This is a genomic window from Hydrogenovibrio marinus (genome assembly GCF_013340845.1).
GTDB classification, from domain to species: Bacteria; Pseudomonadota; Gammaproteobacteria; order Thiomicrospirales; family Thiomicrospiraceae; genus Hydrogenovibrio; species Hydrogenovibrio marinus.
On sequence record NZ_AP020335.1, the window covers coordinates 1,823,644 to 1,836,392 of the forward strand.

The 12,749-nt window shown below is 46.4% G+C and carries 12 protein-coding genes; 8 read left to right on the forward strand and 4 right to left on the reverse strand.

What is annotated here, in order from left to right; all coding sequences use genetic code 11:
* Positions 1–132 precede the first annotated feature (132 nt).
* Positions 133–909, reverse strand: coding sequence for an SDR family NAD(P)-dependent oxidoreductase (locus tag HVMH_RS08715; RefSeq protein ID WP_029910091.1), 777 nt, complete (start codon positions 907–909; stop codon positions 133–135).
* A gap of 151 nt (positions 910–1,060) precedes the next feature.
* Between HVMH_RS08715 and HVMH_RS08720 the strand changes: the two genes are divergently transcribed.
* The 3 genes from HVMH_RS08720 (at position 1,061) to HVMH_RS08730 (ending at position 6,138) form a co-directional block, all read left to right on the forward strand.
* Positions 1,061–3,442 (forward strand): sensor histidine kinase, encoded by a 2,382-nt coding sequence (locus HVMH_RS08720; RefSeq protein ID WP_051623015.1) that lies wholly within the window; start codon positions 1,061–1,063, stop codon positions 3,440–3,442.
* Entirely contained in the window at positions 3,442–4,077 is a 636-nt protein-coding gene (locus HVMH_RS08725) for a response regulator transcription factor (RefSeq protein WP_029910112.1), read from the forward strand. Before HVMH_RS08720 ends, HVMH_RS08725 begins: the two co-directional genes overlap by 1 nt.
* Before the next feature lie 147 nt (positions 4,078–4,224).
* A complete protein-coding gene (locus HVMH_RS08730; protein WP_029910114.1) occupies positions 4,225–6,138 on the forward strand; it encodes a 5'-nucleotidase C-terminal domain-containing protein in 1,914 nt (637 codons plus the stop codon).
* Between the two features lie 109 nt (positions 6,139–6,247).
* Here HVMH_RS08730 and HVMH_RS08735 read toward each other — a convergent pair whose 3' ends face one another.
* On the reverse strand, positions 6,248–6,871 hold the full coding sequence (locus HVMH_RS08735; RefSeq protein WP_081822712.1) for a tRNA-uridine aminocarboxypropyltransferase: 624 nt from the start codon (positions 6,869–6,871) through the stop codon (positions 6,248–6,250).
* 7 nt (positions 6,872–6,878) lie between these two features.
* Here HVMH_RS08735 and HVMH_RS08740 point away from each other — a divergent pair, with 7 nt between their 5' ends.
* A complete protein-coding gene (locus tag HVMH_RS08740; RefSeq protein ID WP_029910118.1) occupies positions 6,879–7,331 on the forward strand; it encodes a GNAT family N-acetyltransferase in 453 nt (150 codons plus the stop codon).
* An 11-nt stretch (positions 7,332–7,342) separates the two neighbouring features.
* Here HVMH_RS08740 and HVMH_RS08745 read toward each other — a convergent pair whose 3' ends face one another.
* A complete protein-coding gene (locus HVMH_RS08745) occupies positions 7,343–7,825 on the reverse strand; it encodes a low molecular weight protein-tyrosine-phosphatase (RefSeq protein WP_029910120.1) in 483 nt (160 codons plus the stop codon).
* Positions 7,826–7,945: 120 nt separating this feature from the next.
* Between HVMH_RS08745 and HVMH_RS08750 the strand changes: the two genes are divergently transcribed.
* From HVMH_RS08750 to HVMH_RS08760, 3 genes are all read left to right on the forward strand, one after another.
* The gene (locus HVMH_RS08750; RefSeq protein ID WP_081822714.1) at positions 7,946–8,650 is read left to right on the forward strand and encodes an RluA family pseudouridine synthase; all 705 of its coding nucleotides are present in this window, start codon (positions 7,946–7,948) and stop codon (positions 8,648–8,650) included.
* Positions 8,651–8,825: 175 nt separating this feature from the next.
* A complete protein-coding gene (locus HVMH_RS08755; protein ID WP_029910124.1) occupies positions 8,826–10,340 on the forward strand; it encodes a hypothetical protein in 1,515 nt (504 codons plus the stop codon).
* 29 nt (positions 10,341–10,369) lie between these two features.
* Entirely contained in the window at positions 10,370–11,641 is a 1,272-nt protein-coding gene (locus HVMH_RS08760) for a hypothetical protein (RefSeq protein ID WP_029910127.1), read from the forward strand.
* A gap of 142 nt (positions 11,642–11,783) precedes the next feature.
* Here HVMH_RS08760 and HVMH_RS08765 read toward each other — a convergent pair whose 3' ends face one another.
* Positions 11,784–12,116 carry a thioredoxin family protein gene (locus tag HVMH_RS08765; RefSeq protein ID WP_029910130.1) on the reverse strand — a complete coding sequence of 111 codons (333 nt, stop codon included), beginning with the start codon at positions 12,114–12,116 and terminating at the stop codon, positions 11,784–11,786.
* A gap of 154 nt (positions 12,117–12,270) precedes the next feature.
* Between HVMH_RS08765 and HVMH_RS08770 the strand changes: the two genes are divergently transcribed.
* Entirely contained in the window at positions 12,271–12,738 is a 468-nt protein-coding gene (locus HVMH_RS08770) for a hypothetical protein (RefSeq protein WP_029910132.1), read from the forward strand.
* Positions 12,739–12,749 lie beyond the last annotated feature (11 nt).

A 12,749-nucleotide genomic window follows, 5' to 3' on the forward strand; every position in this document is an offset into this window, starting at 1 on the left:
CGCTAGTTTAAAAACACCGTATGAAAACAAAATGACAGATAAATAACATTTATCTTAAAGCGTACCGATTTTTGCGCGCGAAATGCTAAATACTGCCAAATTAAAGGACACCCCCAACCTGGCAGATTTTAATTATTGGTCTCGGTGCAATACCGTAGGGCTTCGCTGAGCGGTTGGCATCACCAGTGTATGCTGAATATTGACATGTGCCGGTGCATTCAAAATATAGACAATCAAATCGGCAATATCTTCGGCGCCAAGCGGGGTAAAGCCTTCATAAACCGCATCCGCTTGGGTTTCATTGCCGTCAAAACGTACTTTGGAAAACTCGGTATTTGCCGCACCCGGTGCGACATTGGACACGCGGATATTGGTACCGACCAAATCCAAGTTCATCGCCTCACTCAAGGTATGTACCGCAGACTTGGAAGCACAATAGACATTACCGCCCGGATAGGTGATGCCGCCCGCCATACTGCCAATATTGACGATATGCCCGGAATTCTGCTCACGCATTTTCGGAATGACCGCACGGCTGACATAAAGCAGTCCTTTGATGTTGGTGTCAATCATCTGCTCCCATTGCTCGATTCTGCCTTCGTCGATATTGCCCAATCCCAACGCCAACCCTGCATTATTGATGAGGATATCGACCTTGTGCTTAGCATCAACATCGGCAAACACTTCGTTGATCTTGTCCAGCTCTCGGACATCCAGTACATAGGTTTCCACCGTCACCGGATACTGGGACAATTCATCTTTCAACGCCGCCAAACGCTCTGCCCGGCGCGCCATTAAAATCAAATTCACGCCCTGCTCCGCAAGGGCGAAAGCACATGCCTGACCGATGCCGGAGGTAGCTCCTGTAACGACTGCGGTTTGGTTTTGGATACGATTTTTATTAGTCATATTTTTCTTTTGTCTCGTGGTTGTTCGTACAAAAAATTCAAAACGATAGCGTAAGTTTAAACCAAATCGTTTTGCAGAATCTTGTTCATACTGTCGAATTAATTTGAGTAATATAGAAAAAATAACATTTTTGGAACCCCGATTTAGATACATGCGCCCATTGAACTTTTCTTTCACACTTCGATGTTTTGTCTTTGCCTTCTTGAGCTTTGCTTCCGGCATGGCTGCCGCACAAACAGTTTCGATTGGTGTGCTCAACCAACACCATGACCCCGAGGAAGATGCTTTCTGGTCAAAGACGGCACAGTATCTATCGCATAACATTCCCGGCTATAACTTCACCATCAAGCTGATGGGACCGGAGTGTTTAAACCAAGCCATCGAAAAACAACAACTGTCATTCGTCATCACCAACCCGGCAAATATCGTCGCTTTGCAAAAGTCGGAAGACGCCCGCCCTATCGCCACCTTGCAGACGCGTTATCAAACTCAGGTTTCGAGTTACTTGGGCGCGGTACTGATTGCCCGTGCCGATAGAAACAAACTCAAACGCTTGTCTGACCTCAAGAACCAAAGTGTGATGGCGGTGTCTCCCTCGGAGTTCGATGGTTATCAGATTATCGAGCGTGAGTTGTTGCTTGCCGGCTTGTCGCCGGAAAAAGACTTTTTTGAAATGCTGTTCACCAATGGTTCGCAAAAAAACATCGTCAAAGCGATTGTGAATGATGAAGCGGATATCGGTATTGTCCGCTCCGGTATTTTGGAAAACATGATTGCCGACAAAGAACTGAAACCCGGGAAAATCAAAATTATCCATTCGCAAGACACGCCGAACTATCTCCCTCTGCATAGCAGCAGCATGCTTTACCCTAACTGGTCTATGGTGAAGCTGAATCACACAGATATCGCTCTGGCTCGTCAGGTTGCCATCACGTTAAAGGGCATGCCGAAACATGAGTCAACACTCGACTATGACCCTTTTTACGGCTGGACACAAGCCGCTGACCTGACAACAGTAAACGGTTTGTTACAGGCATTGAAACTACCGCCTTATGCGCCATCCAAAGAAGTCAGCCTGAAACAGATACTGAAAGAACATGAATCCGTCACCCTGTTGGTACTGACATTCATTCTGGTACTGACGTTCTTCACCGTAAGGTTGAGTCGTGTTAATCGCAAGCTGGCGGCATCACAATCAGAATTGGCGAAACATCGTGACAACTTGGAACAGGAAGTTATCGAACGTACCAAAGAATTGTCGTCGGTCAACAAGACTTTGGAACAGGATATTATTGCCCGCGAAACCATTGAAGAAACACTGCGCCGAAGCCGCTCGGCACTGCAGGGCTTCTACGAAATCACCGTCAATCCGGAATTGACGCAACACGAAAAACTCACCGCCCTTATCAAGCTTGCCCGTAACCATTTCGCGATGGACGCGGCATTTTTATACAAAATTCCGCCACAGGAGGTGGAGTCGAACCATCACAAACTGGATTTGTGCGTGGCAGACGGCAATACAGAAATGGAAGATGACATTCTCGCCAATCTGCCACAACACTTCGACAAAAACGAAAGTGGCGAAATCAAATGTGTAAAAAACGAACAGGACAACAAATGCTACATCAGCCTGTATGTAATGGTTGAGAACACGCCTCACTGCCTGTTGGCTTTTGTTGGCAACAGCAAGTTGAACCCGAACATCGCTCAGGTAGACCAAGAGTTGCTCAGACTTTTGTCGCAATGGATTGGTTCGAGTATCGAAAGACAAGCCATTGAAGACGAACGTGAAAAATATCGCTCTCAGCTCGGTAAAGTCACTCGTTTGTTCACGGTGGGAGAAATCGCTTCCGGTCTGGCACATGAAATCAATCAGCCTTTGACAGCATCTATCAACTACATCAGTGGTTCACTCAGACGTTTGGATGAGCACTCGGATACAACGGTGAAGACAGGTTTGGAACGCTCCTTGGGCAGTTTGAATCAGGCCTCTCAAATCATCCGTCGGATGAGAGACTTCGTTCAAATGGGGATTCATCGCGAAGAGACTTTCGACTTGGTGCGTTTGATTAAGCGCGTATTGGATTTGCTTGAAATCGAATCAGGGCAGCAATCCATTTCCCTACAGTCAGTCGGCACCGACAGGCCGGTGCTGGTGAAAGGCGATCAGGTGCAGATTGAACAAGTGATACTCAACCTGGTTCGCAATGCCATCGAAGCAACACAACTTCAAGACGTGAACCCCTACACTAAACGTGTCGTCACCGTCTCACTGGCGATTACCGGTGGCCAAGTGGAAGTTTCTGTTGCTGACAATGGCCCAGGAATCGAAGACAGTGAAATAGAACACATCTTCGATGCCTTCCACTCCACTAAACCGGACGGCATGGGATTAGGGCTTGCCATTTGCAGAAGCATCATCGAAACCCACAATAGTCGGCTGGATGCGCGTAACACCGAGCAAGGTGCAGAATTTATTTTCAGACTCCCCCACGTAACCACATCATACGAAACCAGCAAAAGGAAAACGTGATGAACCAAACATCAAACCATGTCCCCTGCGTCTATATCGTGGACGATGACCAACAGGTACGGGAGTCTCTTGAGTGGCTACTGGAGTCGGTCAACCTACCGACCAAACTCTACCAGAATGGTCAGGAGTTTTTGGATGCGTTCACCACAGGGTTACCGGGCTGTGTGATTCTTGATGTGCGTATGCCGAAAATGAACGGCATGGAGCTACACCTCGCCATCAAACAAATCGATCCGAACTTTCCAGTCATCATCGTCACCGGACATGCGGATGTTCCCATGGCGATTCGTGCTATGAAAGAAGGCGCCTTCGACTTTATTGAAAAACCCTATAACGACCAACACATGTTGGAACGCATACAGGCGGCAATTCATGAATACAACAGCTTGCAGCAGGATCATCAACGCTCGCAAGTATTGCAAAAGCGCTTTGACTCACTCTCCAAGCGTGAGCAGCAAGTATTGCAAGGCATTCTCCAAGGCAAAGCGAACAAACTGATTGCTGACGAGCTTTACATCAGTATCAAAACCGTTGAAGTCCATCGCTCGAATCTGATGTCAAAACTGGAGGTAAAAACCGTTACCGACTTGGTTCGCTTGGCGATTGAAGCAAATAGAGATGACGCATCCCCTTGATTTATCAAGATACTTAGGGTTAACCCTAATTTATTTCGGGATATTCCCAATTTCTTTTTTACCCTCCTCTTTTTAAACTGCTCATCAAATCAAGAGCCGATGCACACCAAATAGACATCGAGCCGACTCAGAGGAGAGTGACAAAAGATGAGCCTTAACCGACGTGAGTTTCTTCACATAATGTCCATGGCAGCGGCAGCAGGAATGCTACCGACGACTGCAATGGCAATGTCCAAAAATAGAGTGGATTCGTCTTCATCTGCATTGAATGCTTCCATGTACCAAGTGCCGATGAAAGGTAAGGTGCGCATTCTGCACCTGACCGATACCCATGCGCAGTTGAATCCAATCTATTTTAGAGAACCTAACGTTAACCTAGGCGTCGGCCCTGCATACAACAAACTACCTCACGTCGTGGGTCATAAATTGTTGAAAGAGCTAAACATCGAACCAAACACCCCTCTGGCGCATGCCTTTACTTTCCTGAACTTTCAGGATGCATCTGAACAATACGGCAAGGTCGGCGGATTTGCCCACATCAAAACGCTTTTAGATCAATTGCGCGATCAAGCAGGTGGTCAACAGAACACTTTGACAATGGATGGCGGCGATTTGTGGCATGGTTCGGCGACTGCACTTTGGACACGCGGACAAGACATGGTGGACGCTTCCAACCTGCTAGGCGTGGATATCATGACCGGACACTGGGAATTCACCTATCACGAAGATGAAGTGCTGAGTAATATCAAACGCTTCAAGGGCGAGTTCCTGGCGCAAAACATCCGCGTGAAAGAAGATTCCTTGTTTGGTGATACCTACCGCAACATGACTGAAAAGCATGGCGGCATCGGTCTTTATGACGAAGATAACGCCCTGCCGTTCAAGCCATACAGCATTAAAGAAATCAACGGTGAACGCATCGCGATTATCGGTCAGGCGTTCCCGAGAACGGCCAATGCCAACCCGAGAGCGAACTTCCCTGATTGGTCTTTCGGGCTACGTGAAGAATCCTTACAGAAAAATATTGACCATATTCGCCAGAACGAGAAAGTCGCGGCGATTGTGATGATTTCCCACAATGGTATGGATGTCGATATCAAAATGGCATCTCGTGTGAGCGGTATCGATGCAATCTTCGGTGGGCATACCCATGACGGCATTCCGAAAACCATCAATATCAAAACCCCTGAAGGCGGCGTGTGCTATGTCACCAATGCGGGTTCAAACGGTAAATTCGTAGGCTGCATGGATTTGGATATCCAGAACGGTAAGTTGAAAGGGGTCAACTACACGCTATTGCCAGTGTTCTCAAACCTACTTGTTGCCGACAAGGAAACCGATGGTTTTATCAAGCAGTTGCGACAAACGCAATACAGCCAATCTATCATCGAATCTCGTAATCCGAAATATGCTCACAATCCAGATCGTCTAGGGAAAACCTATGAGCAGATTCTACAAGAAGAACTTTCTGTGACGCATGATCAATTATACCGCCGTGGTAACTTTATCGGCTCCTGGGACCAGATTATCGTCAACGCCCTGCGGGAAGAACACGATACACAAATTGCAATGTCAGCAGGCGTTAGATGGGGCTCTTCTGTGTTGAGTGGACAGAGCATCACCATGGAGCGCGTCATGGATGTCACATCAATGACTTATGGTGAAAGCTATAAATCGGAACTGACCGGGGCGCAAATCAAAGATATTCTCGAAGGTGTTTGCGAAAATATCTTCCAAAAAGACCCCTATCTGCAATCGGGCGGTGACATGGTTCGTGTTGGTGGTCTGGATTATACCTGTGAGCCTAATGCGACTCTGGGGTCACGCATCAGCAATATGCAGCTGGATAACGGTACGCCGATTGAGGCCAGCAAAAAATATACAGTTTCAGGTTGGGGGCAAGTCGAAACCGTCGGTGAAGGCCGCCCGGTTTGGGACGTGGTTGCCGACCACCTGAGACATCAAAAATCCGGCGTTACTTTAAACAAGGTGAACCACCCTGTTTTGAAGGGCGTCAAAACGAATCCGGGGATCGAAAGCTACCGAGGGGGATTGGTTTAACTTAGCCTAGATCCCCGACCTTATTTACGTCTTCTGCAATGAGTTGTCTGTCGAAGGTTTGCCCCACCTAAATTCACATGCTAGGCGGGGCTTTTTTTATTTGTACCCTTCAACCCTCCAAACCCTTTCCTGTTTCCACACAAGCTTGATGTTGCCTAACCAATGCATCCATGACATTCTGCAAACCTTGATACTGTTTGCTTTGCTCCAGCTCGCTCAACAATGCCATCACCGCCTCTAAAGTCGATAGAGTTTGTGCATTCTTTTGTTTACGGATGCTGTATTCAGACGGCTGTTGTGGTTGAAGCATAATCCTAGGCAATGCCGCCAATTCAGGATTCAGGTAGAGCATTTTTCTCGTCTTTTTCCAGGTACCATCCAAAATCAGCACCCGGCAATCTTTTAGCGGAAATTGCTCTCGTACCTGTTCTGCGGAATAAGTCGTCACGGACTCTTCTTCTGATGCCGGGTACAGCAAGAATGTATGCTTGTTGTGAATGAGGTTGCTTAACTCATCTGAGGAGAACTGCTCCCCCACCAGAAAATGACTTTGGCTTAAACTCGCATGGGTCAGCCAAGCCGTGCCTTTGACTTGGTTTTGCTCCAACGGATGCTGCAGAAAAGCCAGCTCAACTTGGTTGTCCAGTTCAGGCAATGCTGAACATAAACAGAGGTTTTCCAAGCGGTGGCATTTTGTACAATAGACTCTCGCCATAATTAAAATAAGTCTCATTAATCCAGTGAACAATCATCAGCAAACCACCGAACAAGTTCGTTGCCAATTAGCGGAAGACACCGACTTTTTGTTGGGTAACCGTTTTCTAAAGCAACAGGGACAAGCCACTGCCGGCAGACAGGATTTGCTGTTTACGCTTGATGTCGGACAAACATTGGTAGGTGCAACTTGGCTTCGCAAACTAGACGGCGACTATTGGTTGCGAAGTCTGTTCGTTTCCGCCGACTATCGCCACCAAGGGTTAGCATCGCAGCTTCTGCAAACCGTCCGCCACCACATCGAGACACTGGAACAAGCCAATATCCTGTGTCTTGCTAAACCAGAGCTGACTGACTTCTACCTAAAGAATGGCTTTCAGTCCCTTGCGTTTCAAGCACTGAATGCGACTTGGCAGGCGCAGTTTTCACCTTATCTACAGCAACACCCAACCTGGCAGATTTTTACCACCCAACCTTAAGGCTATAAAGGCTATAGATGGTTCGAGCGAATATCGTCTAACAACCCTTTGGATGCCGCTGTCACCAAATCAAATACATGGTCAAAACCTGCGGGTCCGCCATAGTAAGGATCCGGTACTTCCGTTTCATCAAACTCCGGTGCAAAATCCAAGAACATACGAATCTTCTCACGATGCTCCGGCAAGGCTAAGTGCATCAAATCCATGTAATTTGAACGGTCCATTGCCAGAATATAATCAAATTGGATGATGTCGCCTAAATCAACTTTTCTGGCACGTAAATCTGCCATGGGAATGCCCCGGGATTCCGCCACTTGCATTGAGCGCCCGTCAGGCTGCTTACCAATGTGATAGGCCGCCGTTCCAGCGGAATCGATTAGCACCACATCCGACAATCCTGCCTCATCCACCAAGCGCCTAAACACTGCGTGAGCTGTTGGTGAACGGCAAATATTGCCAAGACAAACGAAAATAACAGATACTTTGTGACTCATAACACTCTCAAATTCATTTTCAAAATCGTTAAAATAGTCACATTCTAACCAAAACTTGATCGTCTATAAAATAATCCTCCACAAGGGCACACCACCACATTGGAAAAGACTTCCCAGACTATGACTCACTCCTCCTCTGCTAAGCCACAATCTGGCGGTAGAACCTCGGCTAAACCACCGGTTTTGTTGATACCTTTTTCAGAGAGCTGGATAGTCTACGAAGATGATGAACTTCTGGTGGTGAACAAGCCTTCGGGTTTACTCTCCGTTCCTGGTCGGGAGGCTGATCCTTTAGCAAATCTGGTTGCACAAGTTCAGACAAGAGTACCAAAAGCTCTCATCGTTCATCGCCTGGATATGGACACGTCAGGTCTGATGGTTCTGGCAAAAAATCCGGAGTCACACCGACACCTCAGCAAGCAGTTTGAGCAACGCGAAACCTCAAAACAATATCAGGCAATGTGTTTTGGTCGCCCTTCTATGTCAAAAGGTTCGGTCTGCCAACCCATGCGTTGTGACTGGGAAAACCGCCCTTTGCAGATGATTGACTTCAAGCTTGGTAAATATGCCCATACGCTATGGCAAGTGGAAGAACAACTCGACAATCATTTTAAAGTATTACTCACCCCCATCACTGGACGCTCACACCAACTGCGTTTGCACATGAAGCAACTTGGGCACCCAATCCTCGGCGATAACCTTTATGCCGACTTGCCTAACCAACTTGCCTTTCCACGACTCTATTTGCACGCGTTCCGTCTTGGCTTCAGGCATCCAACCACCGAAAAACAGATGGTCTTTGAGCAAACTGCTGACTTTTGGTAAACCGAGAACACTATTTCAAATGGCACAAAAAATGCTATGGAATTGGCAATTAGAATTAGCAGGAAGCTCAATCGCCCGTCATAGCCTATGTTTAAGGCTTTAAAAGTTAGGGTTTTGGGCGTAAAGTAACTTAGGTGCTCGCATTAAAGGTGTTAAGCTCAGGAAGGACAGACCTATGTCAGATGTAGATTTGGAAAAAGATGACCAAGCCACTAAAGAAATGCTGGAAATGATGGGAGAAATCCCTGAAGAAAACATTTATACGGAAGGTACGGGCGTCTCTCGTCAAGCTGAAGAGATGATGAGCAAGCTCCGTGAAGGTGGTGCTGAGGCAAGTGTTGCATCTGAAGATTCGGACCTGTCTTCTGCTGATGACCTTCTTGACGTACTAGACGAACTAGAAAGCGATCCGGAAGATGTTGTGGAGATTCCTGAAGCTGCTACCACTGACATTCCTGAACCTCTAACAGAGGCTCCTGCCACAGTTGACGAAGAAATGCCCATTTCTGCTGATACAGCAGAAGATGCCGAAGCAGTAGCCGATGCCTCCATGTTGGAAATGCTGGATGAACTTGATACTGACACGGAAGAATCAGAGCTGACCATAGAAACACCAGAAGCAGCCGATGTGAATACAGACATCGAAGCTGTTAGTGACAGCTTGATGGATGAAGATGCACCAACAGCTGTGCCGGTTGAAGACGATGTACTGGAAAACGTCGACCTAGACGATGTTATGGAAACCGCTGAGATGGAAGCATCTCCTGAGGAAGATGTTATGCCCGAAACAGTTGCTGAAATCGAAGAAATGGAAACTGCCCTACCTGAAACGTCTGGCGAAGAGCTGCTTGCGGCAACTGAATCCGCCGATGATTTGCTTGATGAAATCGGCGATACTTTGGAAGACATCCTTCCAGAAGCAGAAGCTACCGCAGATGATGTTGAAGACTTGGAAGCCCTAATGGGTGACATTCCTGAGCCAATGGAAGCAGAAACTCCGGTAACGTTGGACGACGACATAACAGATGATATGAGCGATGACTTACTGGATGAAATAGCCGATGACCTTGAACCAGAAGCCGAAGGCGCTCAGGTTAATGATATTCTCGACCAAGTTACCGATGAAAGCCCGATTGCAGAGATGCCAGAAATGGAAGAAGAATTGTCTGCTGAGTCTGAATCTGAAACACTGGATGACATGCTACCGGAAGTTGAAGCGATTGGAGTGGATGAGACTGAAATGGACGAAGTTGCCACTGAAGCGCCGACTGAAGACTTGACTATGACAGACACTGCAGCTTCATCAGCCAATGCGCCTTCCGTTGAACAGGCAAATCAATCTATCGAAATCATGGAACAGGCAGTGACGCTGGATGAAGAAATCCAAGAGCTGGCCGAAAAGGTTTCTAATACCGCTAAAGAAGCGACTCTATTGGCAATAGAAGTGAGCAAAAAAGCTCACGATGCCGCAGACCGTACGCAACAAGCAATTGAAGAAACTTTTAGAGCAACTGAAAGAGCTTTTGAAGCTGCCAAGAAAGCAAATTACCATATTGAGACGGCGCAACTTGACTACAACGCTTCAGGGCAAGACATCAGCGCTATTTTGAATGATTTACGGACGAAGAACGATGACTTATTGCATCGTAACCAACAGCTAAAACAAAAAATCAACGATTTAACGAAATAAATCTTAAGTAATGAAGAAAGGCACACGCCATGAGTGAAACTGACATGAACGCTGACAATAACTCTATCACGGACGATCTTCTGGACGAGTTGGATAAGCTAGAAACCAGCACGGATACCATGGAAGCGGAAGTGGAACGCGTTACTGAAAATCAGGAAACGCTTGCGAAAAGCGATAGCCCTAATGCGATCGAAGCGGCAACCATTTCTTTGGAGTCGGCAAAAACTGCCCAACAAGCCGCGGAGCAATGTCAATCTGCAACCGAAGCGGCGGTACAGCTTTCCCAAGAACAGAAACGTCAGGCAATGGAGCTTGCGGATTCCAACGTGGCATGGCGTCAGTCTGTGCGCAACATCAACAAGGAATTGGACTCTTCGAAAAGCAGTGCCACTATCATGTTGGTGATTGCGATTATAGTCAGTGTGATTTCAACCAGCGTTATGGGCTTTTTGTTCTACAGCGTCCATAAGAAAAATGAAGCTCTGAAAGGAGCGGTGGAAGATATTATTTCGACACAAACCGAATTGCTGAACAAGCAAATGACTTTGAAAACTGATCAAATGGTTTCGTTGGTTGAATCTATCATTACCAGCAACCAACACAGAGCACCTGCGGCTGAAACCGCTCCTGCTCCAATGCCTCAACCAGAAGCAGAAGTAAAACCTGAACCTCAACATGTCGCTCCTTCGCCTGCACCAGTTCATGAAGCGCCTGCTGCAACGGCTACGGTTACGGCTGAAATCGGTCCAGAGCTGAAAAAACAAATAGATCTTTTGTCTCAAGTGCAGAAACAACAAATGGACAAGTTGGATGCTTTGATGGCCGAATTGTCTAAACAGCAAAAAATCGAAGATAAACAGATTTCTGCTGGCACCGGCAAGACCACTATTAAAACTGCGCCAATCGAAGTCACTTCTATGGGGCTGACTGAATCGCAGGTTAAGAAGTTGAATGCAATCCTATGGCGTGTTGCAGACATTGGCAAGCAAATGAAAGCATTGCAAGCCTCTGTGGCACAACTTCAAAAAGCTTCTGCCTCGAAGAAAGCAACAGTAGGAAAAGCTGCCACTGCTGCGCCGCAAAACGATGCTGAATTGAAATCGATTCAATCATCTTTGAAAGACTTGTCTAACCAAATCCAACAAGTCAAAACACAGCAAGATGCGCTGAAAACGCAACTCAATGAAGTGAAAAAAGAAACACCACCTCCTAGTAGCTATGAATACAAAGCGCCATCTCCGGGTGTTCCAGCCTCTTCATTAGGCGCACCAAAGCCATATAGCTACAGAGCACCTGAATAACTATCAAAGTGACATTTTAAAGCTCAATAAAAAAGCCGGTGATGCTCACGCATCCCGGCTTTTTTTAATTTCTGGTTAATAGATGATCTACCCCAACCTGGCAGATTTTAAACGTACTACCGGGTAATAATGCTCAAGCGAATTAATCTGAAAACATCATGCTATAAGGTCGCTGACAGTCATCCAACAACTTCACTAAACTGAAACTTTTGACTTCTTCCACAAACTTCTGTCCGCCAAAGTAGACTTGAACAACCGGCAGCGTGAAAACGCCTTTCTGAGAACAGATGTCCGTTGTCAGATGACAGTCTACATAAACCATCTCCATATTTGGAAATCGCTCTGACACCATTTCTATTAACTTGGGTTTAATAGCATGACACACATTGCATTCTTGTCCGCCAAATAAGATGAGTAGCGCGTCTTTATCGGCTTTCAAGCCCTCAAGAGCCTCTAGAGTTTCGATTGTTTGCATGGGGTTTTCCTAAAAATTTGCGCTTATTATAACTCGGACAAGTCTCGAATATTAGTGGTGATAACTCACTGCCCTATCCGAATCTGGTATCTCAAATTGATGTGGGTATAATGAAAGAAAACAAACGCTAACTTAATTAAAAGGAACAGTCTTCGTGACTCAAGCCTACTCAGTTATTGCAAAGATTATTCTTCTGCTATTCCTCTCTGTTCTATTATCAGGATGCTTTGACCCGCATAAACCAAATCTAGAACAAATTTCCAGCGACTCAAAGCAATTTTTCAACAATGAGTTTCAGGGAATTTTTCTAGCTGACAAGGCCATTAAAGAAAACGGCTATAACGAAAACGATAACCACTATGTGGCTGAAATGTCGATTCAGGCAACGGCTCAAATCAACCTGAATGATTACCTGATGACATTGAAAAACAACGACGGCTATACCCCCTTGCAAAAAGCGAGAATCGCTTTACAAATAAGCTTGCTGAAACTGACGTTACCGGAGTTCGAACAAGGTGATCACCTGACATTCAAAAGACGTTTCTTGTTTATCAAGACAGACAATGGCTGGCAATTGCGTCAGCAGTTGAAAGAAGGAAGTTCTGACCACCCGATGCTATAGGTTATCACCAA